Source organism: Vibrio sp. R15-SG3-ISO1B, from assembly GCF_059833835.1.
In genome coordinates this window covers 326,266-347,676 of record NZ_JCBDGG010000029.1, presented here as the reverse complement: position 1 = coordinate 347,676, position 21,411 = coordinate 326,266, and the positions used below count along the sequence as shown (strand labels likewise).

The following is a 21,411-nucleotide window of genomic DNA, read 5'->3' as shown; positions in this document are numbered from 1 at the left end:
AACGATTATCAATTATATGTCTAAGAAATACCATTATGTCTATTTACCCATTTTCTCTTCGTCCTGTTGCGTTGGCGATCGCCAGTGCGGCAGTGACATCCATGCCGTCCTTCGCCGATGACAACTCTTCTATGGAAACCCTAGTTGTCACTGCGGCAGGTTACGAGCAAACCGTGACTCAAGCGCCGGCTTCCATTAGTGTTATCGACCGTGCACAAATCGAGAATCGCGCCTATAAGGATCTTACTGATGCATTACAAGACATCCCGGGTGTGACCGTGACCGGTGGCGGTGATGGTCAAGATATTTCCGTCCGCGGTATGCCTTCAGAATACACCGTGATCTTAGTGGATGGCCGTAAGCAGTCTGGTCGTGAAACGCAGACCAACGGCAGTACCTTTACCGAGCAAGATTGGCTTCCACCTTTGGGTGCGATTGAGCGTATTGAGGTGGTACGTGGCCCAATGTCTACTCTATATGGCTCCGATGCACTGGGCGGTGTGATCAACATTATCACTCGTAAAGACTACCAAGAGTGGCACGGCAGTCTGCAAGTGGAGACGACGCTGCAAGAGAATTCTCGTTCAGGCAATGGCTATCAAGGTCAGTTGTATCTTGCGGGTCCAGTGATTCCAGATCTGCTGAGTGTATCGCTAACAGGTCTTTACCAAGAGCGAAAAGAGGATGAAATAGAAGGTGGTTATGCGGGTAAGACGCTCGACAACTACCGTGCTGCGGTGCATTTGACTCCGACTGATGAAGATACCTTTTCGGTTGAATACACTCAGCATGATCAAGAGCGTGTCACGACGCTTGATAAGTCAGTGTCACGCGAGTCACAAGTCGCTGAGCGTGAATATCAACGTGAATCACTGGCTGGGACTCATTCGGGTAATTATCAATGGGGCAGTGGCACCACGTTTATCAGCACAGAAACAGTACGTAACAACGGTGCTGAAAAAGAAATTGAAAACAGTTTACTCAACACACAGTGGAGCTTACCCCTTGCTGCACATTACTTGACCTTAGGCGCATCCTTTGAGCAGAAAGAGTTGACGGACGACAGCAACGCACTGGCGTCTAAAAACAAGCAGTGGTCACTGTTTGCCGAAGACGAGTGGTACTTAACGGATGACTTTGCACTGACTTTGGGTCTGCGTTATGACCAAAATGATATTTTTGATGGTCACTTTAGCCCGAGAGTCTACGGGGTGTGGTCACTGGCTCCTGAATGGACACTGAAAGGGGGCGTATCGACAGGTTACCGAGCGCCGACACTCACAGAAATGGATGAAGACTGGGCTCAGCCTAGTTGTAACGGCCGTTGCGATGTGTATGGTAATGCAGACCTATCACCTGAGACATCGGTGAATACCGAGGTGGGCCTCTATTTTGTTGATACTGCGGATTTATCGGCGAATGTCACGCTGTTTTATAGCGAGTTTAAAGACAAGATTGAAAACGACTTTGTCGACCCGAGTTGTACCGACCGCAGACGCTGTGATCGCACCTACGTCAATATTGATGAGGCTAACACTTACGGTGTAGAAAGTACTGTGGCGAAAAGCTTGACGCGCACGATTAAAGTCAGCGCGAGTTACACCTATACTCACAGTGAGAAAAAGACCGATGACGAGGACAACGGATTGCCGCTTGTGCAGTCACCTGAGCATCTAATTTCTGCCAATGGTGATTGGGCGATTCGCGATGACGTTAACTCATGGTTGCGTGTCAATTATCAAAGCCGCGAGAAAGACAACATTACCAGCACAAGCACGCGTACATTAGCACCGTCTATCACTTATGTTGATCTCGGAGCAAATTGGCGAGTGACAGACAACGTTAAGTTGATGGCAGGCATTTACAACCTGTTTGATCAAGAAACAACGGTGGATGAGTATGGTTATGTTGAAGACGGGCGTCGTTACTGGTTAGCGGTTAATACCACTTTTTAATAGGATAAGAGCAACCAATGAAAGTACTTGCATCGACTGTTCTAATGGCATTGGCATGTTGCGCCCATGCCAGTGAACCCACCGCGCAAGAGTATGCGCAAAAAGGCATGCAATACGCCGACTTGTTTCCAGGTTTGACCAATATTTGCGATCTTGAGTCGCCGATTCGAAATATGGCGATTCGCACAGTGAACAGCGAACAGAAGCGCAAAGAAAAGAAAAGCGGCAAGGGGCGCTCTGAACCCATCCCACCGACACAGGTGTTTGATAACCTCTACTACATCGGCACGGGTGGCGTATCCAGTTGGGCCATCACAACCAGTGACGGCATTATCTTAGTCGATGCGTTAAATAACAACGCGCAAGCTAAGCAATATATTGAAGCGGGGTTGATTGAGTTGGGTTTGGATCCCAATTCAATCAAGTATTTGCTCATTACGCATGGTCATGGCGATCACTATGGTGGTCAAGAATACCTCGTCGAGCACTACCAGCCACGCTTGGTGATGACCGATGTCGAGTGGACGCGTCTGGAGCAGCCAGTGCAAGACTTTGCCAGTCCTCGTTGGGGTAAGAAACCATCACGTGACATCACAGTAGCCGACGGTGAATCCATCTCCTTAGGTGATACGACAGTGAGCATTTATCTGACTCCGGGTCACACGCCGGGTACGATGTCGCTAATTTTCCCGGTATATGACAAAGGTGTACAACACATCGTCAGTTTGTGGGGCGGAACAGGGCTAAATTATGGTCCGGATGAAGAGAGAATCCTTGCCTATAGTCAGGCCGCTCAGCGTTTTAAAGAGATTGCAAAAGAGGCTGGCGTGGATATCTACCTGTCCAATCACCCTACACGTGATGGCTCGTCGGAAAAAATGTTGCGAGATTTACCGAATCGTCAGGCTAACGAGCCTCATCCCTTCGTCATGGGGCAGGCGGCGCTCCATGCCTACGATATGCTCGGAGATTGTACCTACGCACAAGTGCTGAGAATTCGCGCTGAGCAGCAATAAAAGACCCTTGAACAGACGCGCACCAAGTTAATCACTTGGTGCGCGTTGGTTTGTTTATTGAGCGTCTTTTAATCCAGCGCTCTTGGCTCACCTAAATGAAACCCTTGCAGATAATCGATGCCAATGTCCGTGGCGATTTGGCATACCTGTTCATTGTGCACAAACTCTGCGACGGTTTTGGCATCAAACACTTCACACAATCGGACCAGCTGCGAGGCAATTTTTCGCTGTTTGGCGTCTTGGTCTATGGTGCGAATCAAACTGCCGTCGAGTTTGATGACTGACGGCTCGAGCTTAATGATCTCATCCAAATTGGAATAACCAGAGCCAAAATCGTCCACAATGATCGCGACACCCATGGCGCGAAAATGGTCACACACTTCACGCATGCGCGCAAAGTTGCGGATCTGCTCAGACTCGACGATCTCAATTCCGGCGCGGCTGGGGTCAGTAAGGCTATGCACCTCTTGTTCTAAAAGGGCCAGCGTTCGGTCGTCGAGGAGATCTTGCGGAGAGAGGTTCAATGAGAAGATATCGTTATTCTCGCGCATTTTAGCAAAGGTGTACTTGATCATTTGGCGACTCATCTTGGTGTAGAGGCGCGTACCTTGAATATGCGGTAAGAACAAGCCAGGAGAGACAATCTCACCTTGATGCTGCAAGCGTACTAAGCACTCATAGAACGCTGGCTCGCGGGTTTTTGCCTCAAAGATCGGTTGAACAAACGGCACCACTTGATGTTGATTGATGGCGCTGTGCGCCACAGATAATTGCTTCAACCGGACCTGACGCTCTTGGTCTTGAGAAACCAAGTTGCTGGCGTTATACAAATAGCGGTGATGTTTAATTGCGTAGCGACGCGCATCGACCGATTTAAACAACAGCTCATCCGGGCTGCAATGTGGGAAGTCACGGCGATACACCACGCCTGCGCAGATGGACACGGCGATGTGGTCGGTCTCCACAATGCCCAGGTGATCCAGATCGAAATGTTCTATTTGTTTGATGGCACGGTAATAGCGCTCGCGTACGCTGTCTAGCTGTTTATCAAGGGTAAAAATCGTCGCCCATTCACCCACGCCAAGGCTATACAAGGTGGCCTTGTCCGCAAAGACATCATCCAGATTGTCGATGAAAAAAGAGGTCAGCAGCATCAGCAGACGGTCACCAATGGCGTAGCCATATTTCTCATTGATTTCGGGGAGATTGGCTAATTTGAGTGTAAACAGGGCTTTATCGTCGCTGATTTTTGCCAGTTGTTGACGAAGAACAGAGCGGTTCGGCAATCCTGTGGTGTGGTCAATGCGATAACTTGATGCCAACTCGTCGGCTTGGGATTGAATTTTGTGCTGCATTTGCAGATTGCGCGTGTCCAAATCAGCAAACGCGTTGCGGATCATCGAAAACAGCGGCGACACACTGGAGGTGTTATCGAGTGTGAGCGACGGTACCGGGCCGCTGGCGTCGCCTTCTCGCATGGCAAGGTAGGTCATGCTGTGGTGCAAAATCTCTTGAGTGGACTGCTCTTTGTAGAGCTCGCCCATACAATAAAATCCATACGTCGGCGCGACTTGTTGCAGTGGCGCTAACTCTTGATTGCCCTCGATAAAGTCCAGTCGAGACGTACAGTTAAAGACAAAGATCGCATCGGGCTGCTGCTGAGCCAGGTGGTAAGCGCTGTCTTGAACTTGGTGAATGGTGAGTTCGGGGTGCACATAGCAAAACTGAACCTCATCGCCAACGTTAAGGGCTTTATCAAACACCAAACCCGAATTCTCATCCACATACTGCGGTAGATAGACATCTTGATGGGTCGGGTCGCCCTTAATGAGCGGGAAATCAATCAGTTTTTGTTGCGGCAGTTGCTGCCCATCGGCTAAGTAGCGCTGGTACAACTCGGTAATGTTTTGATGGTTGAGCGTATAGACGGTGTTGTCGGATGTTTGGGTGACTTTAAATCTCTGACCTATGGCGTTCCACTCACTGAACGCTGAGCGCCAAACGTGAAGCTTAGGGCTGTGAATCGCGACCGCGACGCTGTACTCTTGGTAACATTCGCCGTTGAGCAGCACCCAGCGGCCTTGCTCCGTGATGGTTGAGGCGCCGCCCGCGACGGGGATGGCGCTGTTGTCAAAGCAGCGGAAGAAGGTGTTGCCTTTTGCCGTCAGTCTATCAACGAAGCAGAGTATGGCCTTGGTCTCTGAACTCAGTGACAGAGAGTGAGACAGGGACTCTCCGCCTTGTGCACCGCTGGCGTTTGGCGCTGATGCATAGGTCAAGGTGGTGTGATCAAATCGCGTGATCACAACCTGTGTCGCTCCGCGCTCTATGACCCCATCGTGGATCACGTGCTGGGCACTGGCGCCGATAATCACCGCATCCGGCCATTTGCTGTGCAAGGTACGAGAAAGCCCTTGAACCGTCTTAGGGGACTGGCTGGAAAATAACTGGATGAGAATCGCAGAAGAAAAGCCAAGTTCCTGCTTTTCGAGATGTTTCTCTAGCTGAGTGTTGGAGCGAACACAAAGCGAAATACTATACATAGACAACCACTTTATTCTTATTACACCGCGCATCAAGTCACTGATTGTGTCAGAGATGCGATGGGTACACTTCTGTCTAGGGCGATGCCTCGCTGCTCATGTGCAATATCGCGTCACCGATAGAGTCACTCATAAGTTGAGTCGCCGCTTTGATAACAACCTATACGAAATGATACTTAATGAGTAGTCCGAGGAGTCACCTTTTGACAAGAAAACTGTGCAACAAGGGAAACAAAAATAGGCCTCGCGATGAGGCCTATTGAGATATGAATGTCGATGTTTAACTGAGCGCGCCGTTTATGCGGCGTATTTTGCCACTTCATGCGGATACACGCGCATGCCGCTGGTGGTGTTTTCGTAAACGGACAGGTCTTGTAAGTAAGACCACGCGTGACGGTCGGTTTTCGTTTGCGCCGCCAAGCGTTCGATGACGAGGTCGATGTCGCGACCTGCGTAGTCTCTATCGTGAACGAATAGATTTTTAATCACTGATAACATACCCAACTCCCTCGTTGTAGTTAAATTACATGTTTGTATTTGGGTAACATAGTTCATTGTTTAAATGTGATCAACAACTAATTTTTAATGTCACGGAAGATTCATTTTGTGTAATTTAATTTCACTTTGTTGGTGCGTGCATGGTTGCACGCGCACCAGTTTGGGGAGCTAAAGCATGAGGTATTAAGCCTAATAAGGCTAACTATCATGAATCGCACAACAACCGAAGGCGCACTTTGCTTGATGGGCGCGTTAATTGTGAGAAATCCTCGGCTTTATTCACTCTTTTTCTGTTCAGATAGTCAACTATTGACTAGATTTATACGAGCGTGATTGCGTACATAAAGCGAAGAATGAATGCAGAAAACAACAAAAAGTCAGTGGCTATGGGTAGGGATCAGTGTGGTTTTCGTCGCACTGTTTATGTGGTTGGGCGCCAAAGGTAAGAATGGTCAGCAAGGTGAATCGAATACGATGAGGATTGCCGTCTCGACGACGCCACTCTCCACCCCCTTTATTGTGGCAAACGCGTTGGGGCTGTATGACAAACAGGGCTTATCCGTTGAAATGATCCCATGCACCGGTGGGGTCGAGTGCGCGAAGTTACTGATGCAAGGCGAGGTCGATTTGGCGACCGCATCGGAATCGGTCGCCATGTTTAACGCTTTTGATCACCCTGAACTGGCACTACTGGCCACCTTCGTCGAGTCAGACAATGACGTAAAACTGGTCTCACTCAGTTCGTCGGACATTCGTCAAGTGAGTCAGCTGCAAGGTAAACGCATTGGCGTGATTCAAGGCAGTGCGAGCGAGTTCTATTTGGATGCGGTCTTGCTGTCCCATGAGGCGAGCCATCTCGATATCAACAAGGTGTTTGTAGCATCTTCAGAGATAGTCAGAGCGCTACTTGAAGGGCAGGTGGATGCCATTTCGGCTTGGGAGCCCATGATCTACCAGATTCACCAAGCAACCGGCGGTGAAATTAATCATCTCGGTTTAACCGGACTGTATCAATTGAGCTTTAATCTACTTTCTACTCAACCCTATTTGGCTCAAGCTAATGATGCACCTATGCAACTGATTCAATCGCTCGATCAAGCGATAGAGTGGATTCACCTCAACCCAGAGAACGCGCAGAAGCTGGCGGCGGAGTTTCTTGCGCTGCCGGCGGAACAAATCACGTGGTCGTGGGATGACTATGTGTTCAGATTGTCCCTAGGCAACGCTCTGCTGTCCAACCTGCAGATCCAAGCGCGTTGGGCGAAGCAAAATGGTTTGGTTGACAATGATATGCCAGATTTTCGTCAACTGCTCTACACCGAGCCGTTTGAGCAATGGTCGGAGCTGCGAGATTAATTATGCTGAAGTCGTTAACCAAGAAACTCTCGTTATTGTTTGGGACCACACTCGTACTGACCGTGTTGATTGTGGTGCTATTGCTAAACATTAACGCCCAGCAGCGTCAAACAAAAATCGAATTGGATCAGGTGGTCGAACTGCAACTGTCGGTGGATATGTTGAGAAGTCAGTTGTGGTTGTTCATGCAGTTTTATGATGAGCAGAGCTTGCATCACGTCATCAGCGCTCATTCAGACCTCGCGGCGCAGCTCAGCACTTTTGAAAACCGTGATCACCGGTTGGACAATATGCAAAGAATGAGTGACGGCCTTTCCGTTGTGATTGCGCAAGAGAGTCGGATCTATTCGGCGCAAGATTCGGCCTTACCGTTGGCGAGTGATTTGAGCAGTCGTGAGCTGTTTCAATCTCGCTACAGCATGATTGTACAAACCATGACTGAGGAGCTTGCGTATGTGCATCGCCAAGTATTGGATAAGAGCGCCCGCGAACTCAAAGCCTTGATGTGGTTTGCCGCCGGGTGGATGATCATCGGCTCGGTTGTGGTGTGTTTGATCAGTTTGCACATTTTCCTTCGCTATCGTATTGGGGCGACGGAAATCAAAAGGGCGATTGTGGCGGTATCCAAAGGGGATTTAGACTCCAAGGTATCGCTGAAAAAAATGGATTCAGAATTTGAAACCATAGCGACCTTTTTCAATCGCATGACCAGCAACCTCAAAGAGACCACGGTGACCAAGCAAGAGTTACAACGTGAAGTGGAACGTCAAACGTTGCAGTTAAAAGAGAAACAGAAGCAGCTGACGTTCTTATCTGAGCATGACACGTTAACCAACCTAAAAAATCGCCGTGCCTTTAATGCCAAACTGGACGATGCCTTGCAACGAGCGCGTTTGCAGCACCACAAGCTCGCGTTGCTGTTTATTGATTTGGACAAATTCAAGCAGATCAATGACACCTTTGGCCATGACGCAGGGGACTGTATTTTGGTGACGGTGGCGCATCGATTGAGCCACTCGTTCCGTGACAGTGATTTTGTCGGCAGGCTGGGTGGCGATGAATTTGTCGTTTGTCTCGATTTACTCGATGATTTCTCCTGTCTCGACACTCTTATTGATGAGCTGATGCATCACCTCAATCAACCTATCGTGTTCGAGGGCGAAGCGGTGAGATTAGACGTGAGTATCGGGGTGAGTTGTTTCCCAGACCATGCGCAAGACAGAACCAGTTTGATGCGTTTGGCGGACTTGGCGATGTACCAAGCGAAAGGCCACAGAGGCCCAACATGGCAACTGGCCTCCCACCACTTATCGATTCAGCCTATCGCCAAATAGTCTTTATCGATAAGTGGTGGCCAATGGCGTGATCGTCTGTTAAAGGTCATTCACCATTCAATGCGCGCCCCGTCATAAGCGAGAAACTCACCGCTGAGCTGCTCATCGGCCTGTGACACCATCGTCAGTAATTGACGCGCGACACGCTCAGGGGAAAACAGTTTTCCTTCGGGGACATTGGATTGAAAAGGTTTCGACAGCGCCGTGTCGGTTGTCCCAGGATGCAGCGCGAATACGCAACTGCTCGGCTTAAACCGTGACCAATCAATACTCAGGGTTTTGATGATCATATTGAGTGCCGCCTTTGAGGCGCGGTAGCTATACCAGCCACCCAAACGGTTGTCACTGATACTGCCAACCCGAGCCGATAAGCTCACAAATTTCGGCTGTTTGCTCTTCATCAGCAGCGGTTGCAAGTGTTTAGCGAGCAACACTGTCGCCAGTGCGTTGGTTTGCATTGAGCGAAGGAAAAACGCGCTGTCGAGCTGCGCAAGTCGCTTTTCTGGTTGATGCGTGTCGTCATGCAACAGGCCCACCGTATTGATGACCCAATCGAGTTGGCTCATGGTTTGGCTTAAGTGCTCAATCTGCGCCTCATCACACACATCCACCAAAAACCAGTTGAGCTTGGGATGCGAAAGCAACGGTTGACGTTGGCGAAACGTCGCATAAACGGTGTCGACAGTGTCATCTTCAATAAGCTGCTTGACCATAGCAAGGCCAATACCGCCAGAGCCACCCACGATTAAAACCTTCATTCTCTGCTTTACTCCTCTCAATGACGCTTGTGCCTGTTTAATCACAAGGCGTTGTACGGATCAAAGCGGCACAGCGCTCACCGAGTTGCGCTCAACCTCTTTCAACACACAGTGGTATGGGCTGGTACGCCCTAAATGCACTGAATTGGTGAACACTGTGTAAACTTCCTTTAACACTTATGATGTGATCATTATCACGGACGATCTCGACATTTTTGCCAAACAACTTCATCTTATGCCCGTTTGATTCTGAGAATTTTTTGAATCTAAAGGATAGGAAGCCGGATTATGGACAATGAACATAGCTTGCGAGAAAACTTACTCGCCCTCATTTTAGGTAGTGCCCTGGTCTCACTTGGGGTGATCTTCTTTAACAAGGTAGGTCTGCTCACGGGTGGCACCGCGGGGTTGGCGATTTTCCTCACTAAAGTGAGTGATTTTAGTTTTGGTCAGGTGTTTTTCGCTCTCAACTTACCCTTCTATATTTTGTCGGTCACTCGTATGGGCTGGCGTTTTACCATCAACACGTTTATTGCGGTGACCATAGTGTCGTTTGCGGTCGACCATCTTCATCACTTGATTGAGATTGCCCGTATTGAACCCGTGTATGCGGCGTTACTGGGTGGTGGATTAATCGGCGTTGGTATGCTGGTGATATTCCGTCACAAAATGAGCTTAGGTGGCTTTAACATCTTGGCGCTGTTTCTTCAGGAGCGTTTTGGTGTTCGTGCCGGTAAAGTGCAAATGGGTCTTGACTGTACCATCGTGATTTTGTCGCTGTTTATCGTCGATATCCATCTGATTCTATTGTCGGTACTGGGCGCGATTGCGACTAACCTTATCTTGGCCATGAACCATAAACCGGGTCGCTATCAGCCCAAACCCACGGCGGCTTAATCTGACGTTAATGTCTCGAGTTTGTCACAGATGAAAAGGGCAGAGCCAAGGTGGTATTGACCACTGAGCTCTGCCTTTTTTGTTCTCTGGCTTGTACTTTAGTCGCGTTCGAGCAACTGAGTCAGTGACTGGATGTGTGTGATGCCTTCAGGTACCGCATCGTTGTTTGGGTTGTACAAAACCGTATTGAGCCCGGCTTGTTGGGCAGGGTAGATGTCTTTTTCCAGTGAATCTCCAACCATGATCAGATGGCTTGGTTCAACCTCCAGCGATTCTGCGATGGCGTCGTAAAACGCCACACTGGTTTTCTCTAACCCTAGGTTCGCCTTGCAGTAGTAGCCGTTCAGGTAGTTGTCTAACCCGACTCGCTGGAAGGCTTGTTCAATGTCTCTTTCTGAGGAGTGCTGAGCGCTGGTGGCCACGTAAACCGCATGCTCTTTTGCGAGTGCTTGTAACGTCTGCTCGGCGCCTTCTACCGTTTCGACTTTTTCCCATGTACTCATTTTCCCGCTTTGGTCTGGAAAATCGACCATTAAGGTATCTCCCCAATCAAAGAGATAGATCGGTTGCGTCATTGCCCGCTCTCCCATATTTGTTCGTTGGCACCCTCGGTGAATGGGAAGGTGTTGATTGGTCATTATTTTCAATCTATTACGAGAAATCCAGCGCTAATTGAAAATGGTTAACTATTGCTAATCGAAACGATAAAAAACTGGATTAGGCACCGGATAAAAATGCCCTTACAGTCGCCGCATAACCTAAGGTAGGTTAGTGAAAAATCCAGTTAATTGAGGTGGTTTAAATGTACGCAATCGGTGATGTGGTAGTAGCGACAAAAGGTAAGGACTTCGGCCCAATGACCGTTTACGGTTTAAGCAGTGGCGGTTTTTACGTGCACGTTAAAGCGGACGGATTGATGTTGACTTACCCAGCTAAAGATCTACAAATCGCTCAATCATCTAAAGCAGCGTAATTGCTCGGATGAGAGAATTCTAAGATAAGGCCAGAGCATGTTCTCTGGCCTTATTTTTTGTTAGATTTCCTCGTGTTTATGCACCAAGCCAAAATCCGCTAGGATGGCGTAGGCAGCCGGGATCATAAACAGCACCAGGAGTGTCGAGGCGAAGATACCAAACACAATCGAGATGACCAGCGGCTGGATAACCTGCGCTTGCAAACTGGTTTCCGTCAGGAGCGGCAGTAAGCCGGCGGCGGTGGTCATCGAGGTGAGAAAGACGGCGCGAAAACGCTCGCGACTCGCTTTGACCACGGAGTCGTGCACGCTGTCCCCTTCATCGACATGGTGGCGGATATACTGCACCAGTAAGATGGAATCGTTCACCACGATCCCCGCCAGCGATACAAAGCCCATCATACTCGGCATACTCAATGGGTGGCCAAGCAGCACGTGGCCCCACACCACACCGATAAACGCCAGTGGAATCGCCAGCATGACCACAAACGGCTCAAGATAGCTGCGGAACTGATAGCTTAAGATGGCGAACACGCCAAACAGCCCGAGCAAAAACCCTTTACCCATTGAGGCGCCGGTTTCCGCGGCGTCTTTCGCTTCGCCTTCAAAATCAAATCTCAGCCCCGGGTATTTAGCGACCAGTCTTGGCGCTTCTTGCTGCTGAAACTGACGAATGATGGCGGTGGAGTTGGCTTTGGTGTTGTCAGTATCACCAAACACACTCACGGTTCTTAGCCCATCAATACGTTGAATGCGCACGTAATTGCGTTGGAAATCCAAGGTTGCAATACTGGCCAGTGGGATCTGGCTTCCGTCTGCAAGAATGATAGGGAAGTTGGCCAACTGGCCAAGATCGCCAGCCTGCGTTTTGTCCAGCCTCACCTCGATAGAAATGTTCTCCACGCCGACTTGAATTTCATCCGCCGTTTGTCCAAAGAACGCCGCGCGAAGTTGCGATGCGATCAGTTGCCCGTTGACCCCATAGCTCTCAGCGCCTGGGCGCAGCTTCACCAACACCTCTTCTTTGCCCATGCGCATGTCATCTAAGACGCCATGTACGCCATCAAATTCGTTGAGGTATTGCTGAATCTCAATGGAGGCGGCTTTAAGCTCTTCCAATGAATCGTGTTTGGCGCGAATTTCAATCGCGCGGCCACCCGGTCCCATTGTCGGCTGCTTAAATACCAAAGAGATGGGGTCGGCGAGCTCACCGACATCATCGCGCCACGCGGCAATGAAATCATCAATAAGGGTGTTGCGACTTTCCGCGCCAAGCAGATCGAGTCTCACCGTCGCAATGTGTGGGCCAGACTCATTGGCATCCGCGTTGGTATTAAACTGGCTAGTGATGTGTTCAACGAGCGGTCTGCCTTGCTCAAACTCCTGACTCCAGGTTTTATCGAGTTTGCGTGCTGAAGCAACAATGTGATCCACCACCTGTTCAGTTTGGCGCAGCGAAGATCCCGGCGGCAAAATCACTCGAGCCTCGGCGATATCACCATCCAGTTCAGGAAAGGGTTGGAACTTCAAAATGCCACTCACCAGTGTAGAGGCAGAGATCAACAGCATCGCCACCACCGCGCCTAAAAATGCGTAACGGTAGGCCACCACTTTGTCGACAGCATTGACCAGCGTGGTGTTGCGAAAATGCTCAAATGAATCGAGCAGTCGCTTCTTCCAACGATTGGGCGCTTTTTCGACTTTCTGCTTGTGCAGTGAGTGCGACAGGTGATTCGGCAAAATCAAAAACGCTTCCACCAAGCTGAGCGTTAAGACCAAAATCAGGACTTGCGGCACCGCTTTGAGCACTGCGCCCATCTCTCCTTGCAGGAACAGCAAGCTACCAAAGATGCACACCGTGGTTAAGAATGAGGAGATCACCCCAGGGAGCACTTTTTTGACGCCTTTGATCACCGCGTCATCGATCTCTTCACCTCGATCTAAATGGGCGGCAATGGATTCAGCGATGACGATGGCATCATCCATCATGATACCGATCGCCATCAATAAGCCGACCAAGGACATGATATTAATGGATAGCCCAAGCTGCGCCATCAAGAACAGCCCACCTAAAAAAGCCACCGGTAAGCCTGCGGCCACCCAAAACGAGTAGCGTAGGCTAAAGAAGAGCCACATGGTGGCAAACACCAACACGATCCCTTGCCAGCCGTTGCGTACCATCATGGTCAGGCGGTCCCATAACACCGATGAGAGGTCATTGGTCATTTCAAGGGTGACGCCATCGGGCGCGTGCGCTTGTTGGTCGGCCACGAAGGCAGCCACGCGCTCTTTAATGCGCAGTGCGTCGTCTTCTTTGTTTTTGCTCACTTTAAGTAGGGCGGATGGGTGACCATCAAACAGCACTTTTTGCTCATCGAGCTCAAAGCGATCGGTGATTTTAGCCACGTCTCGCAAGCGAATCAGAGAACCATTTGGCCCAGAGCCAACCACAATCGTTTCGAGCGCCTCTGGTGTGACGCGTCGCTCATCAAAGCGAATGAGAAAGTTTTTGTCAGGTGTTTCCACGTTGCCACTGGGCAGTTTGACGTTCTGCTTGCCGATTTGCGTCGCGATATCGCCAACACTCAGACCCAGTTGGCGAATGGCACTGGTATCGAGTTCCACTCGGTATTGGTGATCAGAAAACCCGGCCACATCGACCAGCGACACACCATAGTCAAGCTTTAACGTTCGCTTAAGCTGTTCGGCGTAGGCTTTTAACTCTGGCCATGTGGTATCTGCGGTGATAGCCACATCAACCACAGGCTCGTTCCAATCCAACTCTTGAACGATAGGAGATTCGATCTCCTGCGGAAAATCGTTGATGGCGTTGATTTGAGTTTGCACATCCACCAACATGCGGCCAATATCGGCTTTCTCGTCCAGTTTTAGCACTAAACGCGCTGAGCCTTCGACCGCCTCACAGCGTGTTTCAACGATATTGGCCAGACCATCCACCGCGTCTTCCATGCGCACACAAATGCTCTCTTCGACCTCTTGTGGCGACGCGCCGGGGTAGACGACGCCCGCCATGATATATGGCGGATCAAACTCAGGGAATGTCTCACGTTTGATGGTGGTGAGAGATGTCACGCCGAGCAGTAGCAAGGTGAGCATCAATAAGTTGGCCGCCGTTGGGTGCTTGGCGAAAAAACGAATCATGATTTCGGCTCCTGTGGCGAACGCGCATTTTTGAGCAGCATCCCTTCAATCGCAGGGAGGAGATCATTGAGAATCAACGCTTGGCCTTGCTCCAAATCCCCCTCGATCACCACTTGGTTATCACGGCGATAAAGTACCTCAACCGGCACCATGCGCAATTTACTCTCTTCATCGAGCAGATAAATGGTATTGCCATGGAGGGCCCGCTCAGGGATAACCCAACTCGGGTTGGCTTGGCCTTCGACTTCCGCGCGCACAAACATGCCATTAACCAGTGGCGGCGTAGCGCCCGGCGCAAGTGCGCGATAGTCTTGCTCGATTTCGAGGATGACGCCCGCCGTCGCTTGGTTAGGATCGACCGTTTCACTGATGCGCGCCACACGCGCAGGCCACGAGGCTTTGAGGTTTCCGCTACTTAACTGCACGTTGGCTTTAATATCCGTCATATTGGGTTGCGGAATGCCGGAGTCGTCGCGGCCAAATTCACCTAGGCTTGCTGCGATGGTGAGCATGTCATGAATCGAGAGCTGCGCTTCCACTTCCATCACTTGTATGCCATGAGCGACCACCATGGTTTGCTGTAGATTGACCACTTGGTCTTGCTCGATGTCAACGCTGGCGATGCGTAAGTCGTAAGGCAAGCGAATGATGGTTTTCTCGAGAGAGCGCTTGGCCTCGTCCACTTTGGAGGTTGCCACTTTTACTTGTGCCTCTGCAACGCGTTTTTCGTCAGGCATCAAGCCGATTTGGTTCTCGATGTCGAGCACCAGTTTACGTTGCGATAAGGTGCTTTGCTGCTGCTGGTCAACGTCGGATTGAGAGTTCAGCCCTTTTTGACGCAGGTTTTGTTGGCGCGCGAGTTCTTTGTTGGCAATGTCGAGTCGATTTGACTCAATCACTAACGTCTGTTTGAGGTTGGCTTCTTCTTGGTTGAGCTTAGCTAAAGAGGTGTGAGCAGAATTGAGATCAGCTTGGGCTTGAACCAATTTGAGTTCGTAGTCGAGCGGGTCAATACGCAGAATTTCCGTCCCCGCACGTAGGACTTGTCCTTTTTCAAGACCCGGGTGTCGATAGACAATTTTCCCCGTGACTTCCGCGATGGCTTTCCACTCGACTTTTGGTGTAACTTTGCCAAAACCAATTGCCAGTGGCGCTATCGCTTTGAGTTCCAGTGTTTGGGTATCGACCAGTCTGGCACGCTCGCCCGCTGGCTTTACAGGCAGTTGCGGCTTGGTCATGATCGCGAGGGCGAGAATGAGGATCCCGACCCCAAGCGCAGGGAAAAACAGCAGTTTCTTATTAATTTTCATCGTGTTCGCCTTGGGCTTGTAAAAAGCCATATTTAAGAACGTCAATATTGTGTTCAAGTAATCGGTTTAAAAAAGATTCGCTCAGTTCAATGCCATGAATCGAGAGAAGAGAAGCGGGTGCGATAAACGGAAACACCATCAAGCTGATAAAGGAGACTCGACACAGCAGGGGATCCATACCCGGGCGAATAATGCCGTTGGCGGCCAGCTTCTCAAAAATCATTGACTGCATAGGCCGGCCCACGTCATCAAAGACTTTCTGCATGAGTTTTCGCTGCGTTTGCGACTCAGGCATATTCATCACTTGCCAAATGAGCTTGGGAAAGTGCGGCGTTTTGTGCATTTCTTGATAGTAAGTGCGCATAATGTCGATAAAACTTTGCTGAGAACCGACACTAAACATCTGTTGCAACTGATGTTTCATCGGCTCGAGTGTGTCTCTCAGCATGGTCTCAAACAGCCCCTCTTTGCTGCCGAAGTAGTAGCGAATCATCGCGGCGTTGACCCCCGCTTTTTGCGCAACTAAACGTGTCGAGACCTTGTCATACGGCATCGCCATAAACAGTTCGCGCGCATGGAGGATGAGCGCGTCTCGGGCATCAATGTTTTGCGTCGGTCGACCTGCGCGGCGTGGTCTCTCTTGCACGGGCTTCTCCAATCAACAATTAAACAATTGGATAATTATAGGGGGCAAACTGGCGCTTCGACATGAGAAAAATTATTCACCTGTTAATCAAGTGGATAATTATTGCGATGCTTCACAAAATGCGATGTCTCGAGAAAAAGACGAAAAAAAACCGTGCAGTGGGCAAACCGCACGGATCAAAGTATGAAATGAGATAGTTTGGAATGTTTGCCACACGTAGAGAGTGTTATTAAACGCCATTTAAAGCGATATTTTCAAAGTCATTACCCCAATAGTAATCACTATAAAAATACCGAAAGAATGGTGTCTCATTAACACCGTTTTTCGTCAATTAAACTCTTGATTCATCGGTGTGACCAACGGTGTCTAAAGTAACATTATTGTTATCTATAATTAAATGTTAAAAACGAAATTATACATTACAAATATGAAAATGACGTGCCACATAATTACGCTTTCTGTTAACAATATGATGCCTAATTTATTTGTATGATTATCGATGGATGCTGAACAATATCAGAAACTTAGGTGAGCATAGGCTTGACATGAAATCCACTGCGGAAATTCACGTGCTAAAGAGTACGAATGTGTGATCAATCACAGGTTATTAACCATTAATATTGTATGGTTAATAAAGGTGTAATGTCGCAAAGAATGGAGTGCGGTGTGATTGAGATAATCATTGATGGAGCTTATCGAATTGTCGAGACGGACAAAACGTTACTTGAGGTCGCGAACGTCTGCGGCGTTGAGATCCCATCTTTGTGTGGTTTGAACCGTTCAAACGACAAAATCCCATGCGATTTGTGTGTGGTCGAAGTGGAAAGTGGCGGCATGAAACGTGCCTGTGAATTGAAGGTCTACTCTGGGCTCAATGTGGTGACGCAGTCTCCTGCGCTTACAGAGCATCGCCGCCGGGCCTTAAATCGCATCATGGAAGATCACTACGCCGATTGTGAAGCGCCGTGTCAGACGGCGTGTCCCGCTGGGGTCGATATTCAGAGCTATCTCTACCATATTGCGCATAATGATCATCAAAAAGCGGTCGAAGTGATTAAAAAAACGCTGCCGATGCCATTGTCGATTGGCCGCGTTTGTCCTGCGTTTTGTGAAAGTGAGTGTCGCCGTTCGCTCGTCGATGAGCCGATCGCGATTCGCCAGCTTAAACGCCACGCAGCCGACGCTGATCTGCGTGCCTATCAGGCCTATGTACCGGAGAAAAAAGCCGACAAGCCACAACGTATCGCGATTGTTGGCAGTGGGCCGGGCGGATTGACAGCGGGCTACTACCTATCGAATGAAGGCTATCAAGTGGACGTGTTTGAGGCGATGCCACAAGCCGGGGGCTGGCTGCGTTATGGCATTCCTGAGTATCGCTTGCCTAAATCGATTCTTGATCAAGAAATAGATCTGCTGTGTCGCAACGGCATGACGATTCATACCAACAGCAAGTTAGGTGAGGCGAACACGCTCAGTGCGCTGAGTGAAGAGTATGACGCCGTTTGTCTTGCGGTTGGCGCGTCCAAAGCGGTCGAAATGCACTACCCTGGGAGCACGCTTGAGGGTTGCTATCTTGGAGTAGATTACCTCAAGGATTATGTCACCGAGCAGCGCTTTACCACCGGGAAAAAAGTGGCGGTGATCGGTGGGGGCAACACCGCGATAGATTGCGCGCGCACTGCGGTGCGAGCTGGCGCCGATACTACACTGATTTATCGTCGTACCCGCGATGAAATGCCTGCCGAAGATTATGAAATCGTGGAAGCGGAACACGAAGGGGTCAAGTTCCACTTTTTAACCAACCCAGTGGAAAACCATGCGGACGAGCAAGGGCGCGTGCATGAAGTCACCTTTGAGCGCATGGCGCTAGGGACACCGGATGCCTCAGGTCGCCGTCGTCCAGAGCCGACCGGCGAGTATTTCACACAAGCGTTTGATACCGTGGTTGCGGCCGTGTCACAAACCCCAGATCTGGATTTCATGCGGCATGAAACACTGGATATTCCTATCACCCGTTGGAATACCGCTGATGTGGATGAGACTACCATGCATCACGGCAGTGGCAACTTGTTCAGTATCGGTGATTTTCGCCGAGGCCCTGCCACTGCCATTGAAGCGGTAGCGGATGGGCGAATTGCCGCGCAAGCCATCGATCGCTTTTTCAATGGCACTATGGCATCACTGCCTGTCAAACCATTTAACGCGCGCAAAGAGCCGTCGCTAAACAAAGTCGACCCTGCTCAGTTTAAGCAGATAGAGCAGGTGAAGCGGATGATCATGCCTGAGCTCAGCGCCGAACAGCGTGAATGCTCGTTTGACGAAGTCGAGCTAGGCTTTGATAACGAGCAAGCCATGGCGGAAGCCGCGCGCTGTCTAGAATGTGGCTGCCAAGCCAACACCGATTGTGCGCTGCGTGACTACGCCACCACTTATCAGGCCGAGCAACACCACCCGCAATCGGTGAAGGTTCAATCCGCAGCCGATTGGCAAGCGGTGCGCGATGAGCGGCATAAATTCTGCGTCGATAGCAGCTCAGAGTTTATTGTTTTTGATGCCAATCGTTGCATCAGTTGCGGTCAATGCATACAAGCGTGTCGTGAGCAAAGCGTTCATGGCGTGCTGAGCTTTATGACCGACGAAAAAGGCCACCCGAAACTTCGCCCCGATTTACGACCTAACTTTGGCCCCAATGGCACCTTAATGGGCGATTCCGCCTGCGTACAGTGCGGTGCGTGCACGCAAGCGTGTCCGACTGGGGCGATGGTGGATAAGCGCAATAAAGCGCAAGGCCGGGATATTGAATTGAAACAGGTGGATACCATATGCACCTACTGCGGCGTTGGCTGTAAGCTGACGCTGCATGTGGATGAAGCGCGCAATCGTATCATGGCGGTGACAGGCGGAGTCTCTCCAGTTAACGAGGGCATGTTGTGCGTCAAAGGGCGCTTTGGTTTTGATTTTATTGGCAGTGACGAGCGCCTCACCACGCCGTTGATTCGTAAAGATGGTTGGTTGCAACCGGCGTCTTGGTCTGAAGCGATTACGCTGATTGCGAACAAGTTCTCTGCCATCAAGCGCGACTTTGGTTCGGATGCACTGGCCGGTTTCTCCTCTGCGAAAACCACCAACGAAGACAACTACGCGTTTCAGAAATTCATCCGTCGCGAGCTGGGTACCAACAACGTCGATCATTGTGCGCGTTTGTGCCATGCCTCTACGGTCACTGGGCTTGAAGCGGCGCTTGGCAGTGGCGCGATGACCAATGATATTCCGAGCATTCAGCATTCCGACATCATCTTTATCATTGGATCAGATACCTCATCTGCGCACCCGATCATCGCTTCGCACATTAAACAAGCGGTGCGTCACCATGGCGCGCGCTTGATTGTCGCCGACCCAAAACGCATCGCCATGGCCGATCACGCTGAGCTCTATCTTGCGCATCGTCCGGGGACCGATGTGATGCTGATTAATGGCGTGATGCAGCAAATCATCAAACACGGTTGGTATGACCGAGACTACATCGAAGAGCGCGTAGACGGTTTTGATACCATGATGCAAGAGGTGATGTCGCCCTCATACGCGTTAGAAAACGTGGAGCTGGTCACTGGTGTGAAAGCGGACGATATTTTCGCGATGGCGCGCATGATAGGCACGGCGAAACGCACCGCTGTGTATTACTCAATGGGCATCACTCAGCACACCACCGGTCATGATAACGTTCGTTCCATCGCCAATTTGCAACTCTTGTGCGGCAACATCGGTATTGAAGGCGGCGGTATTAACCCTCTGCGCGGCCAATCCAACGTGCAAGGTGCGTGTGATATGGGCGCGCTGCCCAATAACTACCCGGGTTACCAAAAGGTCTATAACCCCTTGGTGCGAGATAAATTTGCTCTTGCTTGGGATGCACCCAATCTATCGCTTACGCCTGGATTGACCTTAACAGAAATCATCGACGGCGCGTGCGAACGCAGTGTACGCGGTTTGTATGTGATGGGTGAAAACCCGGTACTGAGCGATCCGGATCAAGCTCACGTGATTGAAGGGCTTGAGAGTCTCGATTTCTTGGTGGTGCAAGACATCTTCCTTACCGAAACCGCGCAGTACGCTGATGTGGTCTTGCCGTCGTGCAGTTTTGCTGAGAAAGCTGGCCACTTTACCAACACAGAGCGCCGAGTGCAGCGCATTACTCCTGCGGTAGCGCCGCCGGGCGAGGCGAAAGAAGATTGGTGGATCATTCAGGAAATCGCCAATGCGATGGGTGGGGAGTGGCGTTATCGTCAGGTCTCGGATATCACCAATGAAATAGCTCGAGTCACACCACAATATGGCGGTCTAAAGTGGGCCAACATCCCGCCCAATGGCGTGCAGTGGCCGAGCAATAAGAATAATCCTGAAGGGACGCGCATCATGCACCAGACGCAGTTTTCGCGTGGTAAAGGGCAAATGGAGGCGATTCCTTTTCGTTATGCCGCAGAGCTACCGGATGAGGAATTCCCATTGGTGCTGACTACCGGCCGCGTGCTGGAGCAATTTCACACCGGTACCATGACGAGAAAAACCCAAGGGTTGGATAATCTTGCCGGGCCAAGAGCAATGATCAGCGTGCAGGATGCCGAGCGCTTAGGCATTGGCAATGGGCAACGGCTGAAAGTCTCCACCAGGCGAGGTGAGATTGAGATCGACGCTTTTGTCACCAAGCGTATGCAGCCTGGGGTAGTGTTTATTCCGTTCCATTTTGTGGAGTCACCGGTCAACCGTTTGACCACCACGGCCAAAGATCCGCACGCTAAGATCCCGGAATTTAAGGTCGCAGCCGTACGCGTGGAGCCGCTTTAGGCAATCACGTGGTGTACTTTAGCCGATCTTAACGGCTTAGCCTTGGGCTAAGCCGTTAAAAACTCGGTGAAAACGTCAATCATCGACCATACTTACTCTAATTTGTTACGCGCGATTGGGC

The 21,411-nt window shown here is 50.2% G+C and carries 14 protein-coding genes; 7 read left to right on the top strand and 7 right to left on the bottom strand.

Translation table 11 applies throughout. The features are described 5' to 3' along the window. Positions 1 to 35: 35 nt before the first annotated feature. Positions 36 to 1,955, top strand: coding sequence for a TonB-dependent receptor domain-containing protein (locus AC6R0S_RS08530; protein ID WP_500637707.1), 1,920 nt, complete (start codon positions 36 to 38; stop codon positions 1,953 to 1,955). Between the two features lie 17 nt (positions 1,956 to 1,972). Beyond that, on the top strand, positions 1,973 to 2,971 hold the full coding sequence (locus AC6R0S_RS08525) for an MBL fold metallo-hydrolase (RefSeq protein WP_500637706.1): 999 nt from the start codon (positions 1,973 to 1,975) through the stop codon (positions 2,969 to 2,971). Between the two features lie 68 nt (positions 2,972 to 3,039). Here AC6R0S_RS08525 and AC6R0S_RS08520 read toward each other — a convergent pair whose 3' ends face one another. Next, entirely contained in the window at positions 3,040 to 5,514 is a 2,475-nt protein-coding gene (locus AC6R0S_RS08520) for a bifunctional diguanylate cyclase/phosphodiesterase (RefSeq protein ID WP_500637705.1), read from the bottom strand. 297 nt (positions 5,515 to 5,811) lie between these two features. Next, entirely contained in the window at positions 5,812 to 6,012 is a 201-nt protein-coding gene (locus tag AC6R0S_RS08515; RefSeq protein ID WP_334551694.1) for a hypothetical protein, read from the bottom strand. 357 nt (positions 6,013 to 6,369) lie between these two features. Between AC6R0S_RS08515 and AC6R0S_RS08510 the strand changes: the two genes are divergently transcribed. Then, positions 6,370 to 7,368 (top strand): ABC transporter substrate-binding protein, encoded by a 999-nt coding sequence (locus AC6R0S_RS08510; RefSeq protein ID WP_500637704.1) that lies wholly within the window; start codon positions 6,370 to 6,372, stop codon positions 7,366 to 7,368. Between the two features lie 2 nt (positions 7,369 to 7,370). Continuing rightward, on the top strand, positions 7,371 to 8,702 hold the full coding sequence (locus AC6R0S_RS08505; RefSeq protein ID WP_500637703.1) for a diguanylate cyclase domain-containing protein: 1,332 nt from the start codon (positions 7,371 to 7,373) through the stop codon (positions 8,700 to 8,702). Between the two features lie 50 nt (positions 8,703 to 8,752). Here the strand turns inward: AC6R0S_RS08505 and AC6R0S_RS08500 are convergent, their stop codons facing one another. Then, on the bottom strand, positions 8,753 to 9,460 hold the full coding sequence (locus AC6R0S_RS08500; protein WP_500637702.1) for an SDR family oxidoreductase: 708 nt from the start codon (positions 9,458 to 9,460) through the stop codon (positions 8,753 to 8,755). Positions 9,461 to 9,748: 288 nt separating this feature from the next. Between AC6R0S_RS08500 and AC6R0S_RS08495 the strand changes: the two genes are divergently transcribed. Beyond that, a complete protein-coding gene (locus AC6R0S_RS08495) occupies positions 9,749 to 10,357 on the top strand; it encodes a DUF6198 family protein (RefSeq protein ID WP_500637701.1) in 609 nt (202 codons plus the stop codon). 98 nt (positions 10,358 to 10,455) lie between these two features. On the opposite strand, the gene AC6R0S_RS08490 is transcribed toward AC6R0S_RS08495, so the two are convergent. Next, positions 10,456 to 10,932: an HAD family hydrolase gene (locus AC6R0S_RS08490; RefSeq protein ID WP_500637700.1), complete on the bottom strand. Its 477-nt coding sequence runs from the start codon at positions 10,930 to 10,932 to the stop codon at positions 10,456 to 10,458. A 227-nt stretch (positions 10,933 to 11,159) separates the two neighbouring features. Between AC6R0S_RS08490 and AC6R0S_RS08485 the strand changes: the two genes are divergently transcribed. Continuing rightward, a complete protein-coding gene (locus tag AC6R0S_RS08485; RefSeq protein ID WP_334551700.1) occupies positions 11,160 to 11,330 on the top strand; it encodes a hypothetical protein in 171 nt (56 codons plus the stop codon). A gap of 60 nt (positions 11,331 to 11,390) precedes the next feature. Here the strand turns inward: AC6R0S_RS08485 and AC6R0S_RS08480 are convergent, their stop codons facing one another. The 3 genes from AC6R0S_RS08480 to AC6R0S_RS08470 are packed head-to-tail and all read right to left on the bottom strand — an operon-like array spanning position 11,391 to position 16,448. Continuing rightward, positions 11,391 to 14,492 carry an efflux RND transporter permease subunit gene (locus AC6R0S_RS08480; protein WP_500637699.1) on the bottom strand — a complete coding sequence of 1,034 codons (3,102 nt, stop codon included), beginning with the start codon at positions 14,490 to 14,492 and terminating at the stop codon, positions 11,391 to 11,393. Beyond that, complete coding sequence (locus tag AC6R0S_RS08475) at positions 14,489 to 15,802, bottom strand: efflux RND transporter periplasmic adaptor subunit (RefSeq protein ID WP_500637698.1); 1,314 nt, start codon at positions 15,800 to 15,802, stop codon at positions 14,489 to 14,491. Before AC6R0S_RS08475 ends, AC6R0S_RS08480 begins: the two co-directional genes overlap by 4 nt. Next, positions 15,792 to 16,448 (bottom strand): TetR/AcrR family transcriptional regulator, encoded by a 657-nt coding sequence (locus AC6R0S_RS08470; protein ID WP_500631998.1) that lies wholly within the window; start codon positions 16,446 to 16,448, stop codon positions 15,792 to 15,794. Before AC6R0S_RS08470 ends, AC6R0S_RS08475 begins: the two co-directional genes overlap by 11 nt. 666 nt (positions 16,449 to 17,114) lie before the next feature. On the opposite strand from AC6R0S_RS08470, the gene fdhF reads away from it, so the two are divergent. Next, positions 17,115 to 21,290, top strand: coding sequence for a formate dehydrogenase subunit alpha (gene fdhF, locus AC6R0S_RS08465; RefSeq protein WP_500637697.1), 4,176 nt, complete (start codon positions 17,115 to 17,117; stop codon positions 21,288 to 21,290). The last annotated feature ends 121 nt before the right edge of the window (positions 21,291 to 21,411 follow it).

Excerpts from the sequence above, each read along its gene's own strand:
- AC6R0S_RS08510 (WP_500637704.1), top strand. The coding sequence starts at position 6,370 with ATGCAGAAAACAACAAAAAGTCAGTGGCTATGGGTAGGGATCAGTGTG.
- AC6R0S_RS08490 (WP_500637700.1), bottom strand. The coding sequence starts at position 10,932 with ATGACGCAACCGATCTATCTCTTTGATTGGGGAGATACCTTAATGGTC.
- AC6R0S_RS08505 (WP_500637703.1), top strand. The coding sequence starts at position 7,371 with ATGCTGAAGTCGTTAACCAAGAAACTCTCGTTATTGTTTGGGACCACA.
- AC6R0S_RS08500 (WP_500637702.1), bottom strand. The coding sequence starts at position 9,460 with ATGAAGGTTTTAATCGTGGGTGGCTCTGGCGGTATTGGCCTTGCTATG.
- AC6R0S_RS08530 (WP_500637707.1), top strand. The coding sequence starts at position 36 with ATGTCTATTTACCCATTTTCTCTTCGTCCTGTTGCGTTGGCGATCGCC.
- AC6R0S_RS08525 (WP_500637706.1), top strand. The coding sequence starts at position 1,973 with ATGAAAGTACTTGCATCGACTGTTCTAATGGCATTGGCATGTTGCGCC.
- AC6R0S_RS08475 (WP_500637698.1), bottom strand. The coding sequence starts at position 15,802 with ATGAAAATTAATAAGAAACTGCTGTTTTTCCCTGCGCTTGGGGTCGGG.
- AC6R0S_RS08480 (WP_500637699.1), bottom strand. The coding sequence starts at position 14,492 with ATGATTCGTTTTTTCGCCAAGCACCCAACGGCGGCCAACTTATTGATG.
- AC6R0S_RS08485 (WP_334551700.1), top strand. The coding sequence starts at position 11,160 with ATGTACGCAATCGGTGATGTGGTAGTAGCGACAAAAGGTAAGGACTTC.
- AC6R0S_RS08520 (WP_500637705.1), bottom strand. The coding sequence starts at position 5,514 with ATGTATAGTATTTCGCTTTGTGTTCGCTCCAACACTCAGCTAGAGAAA.
- AC6R0S_RS08515 (WP_334551694.1), bottom strand. The coding sequence starts at position 6,012 with ATGTTATCAGTGATTAAAAATCTATTCGTTCACGATAGAGACTACGCA.
- AC6R0S_RS08495 (WP_500637701.1), top strand. The coding sequence starts at position 9,749 with ATGGACAATGAACATAGCTTGCGAGAAAACTTACTCGCCCTCATTTTA.